The sequence below is a fragment of the Arthrobacter sp. lap29 genome (assembly GCF_032458965.1).
Taxonomy (GTDB): Bacteria; Actinomycetota; Actinomycetes; order Actinomycetales; family Micrococcaceae; genus Specibacter; species Specibacter psychrochitiniphilus.
In genome coordinates, this window is sequence record NZ_JAUCEK010000047.1 from 1 (window position 1) to 625 (window position 625).

Below are 625 nucleotides of genomic sequence, written 5' to 3' on the forward strand. Positions count from 1 at the left end.
CAAGGAATGGCTATCTGTCAATGGGACTCTTGCCAACTGAATCCGCGACATTTTTTTAGGGCAACGCTGAATGGGTCGCGCGCCCTAGACCACATCAGTTCCGCCCAGAGGGCACCTGATCTCTAATCTTCCTCGGGAGACGTGCCAAACAATTTCATCATGCGAGGGACCTGGATAATCTCGTAATCGGGCGCTCTCAATGCCGTCTCGAACCATTTCACGAAGAATTCCAGTGGCTGGCCTGCAGCTTCGGTTTCCGCCCAGGCAATCGCTTCTCTGACCTCTGATACGTTGGAGATTTCATACTCATCGACAGCCCAGGAATATCCGGGCTTGGGGGGACCAGACCAAATGCGTGCCCTATATGTGGGGGCATCAAAATCTTCTCCAACATCGTGCTCTGGCATCCACTGAACATCCATTCCCTCACAGTACGGGATTTCTCGCTAGACAAGCATGGTTCCGCGAAGACCCTGATCGCAAATGCTCTCGGGTATAGATCGCAACGCTGAATGTCACCCCCGCTACCCGCAAGCCGAACCAGATAGTGCACATTTTTTGGTTACCAAATCAGTGAATTCGTCCCGTTAGAGGTCTGTCCGGATTGACATTTCAAACCGTCCCG

1 protein-coding gene is annotated in these 625 nt (G+C 52.5%); it reads right to left on the bottom strand.

Annotated elements, in window-relative coordinates:
* Nucleotides 1-122: 122 nt before the first annotated feature.
* Nucleotides 123-422, bottom strand: coding sequence for a hypothetical protein (locus RY113_RS18450; RefSeq protein WP_315915839.1), 300 nt, complete (start codon nt 420-422; stop codon nt 123-125).
* Between the last annotated feature and the right edge of the window lie 203 nt (nt 423-625).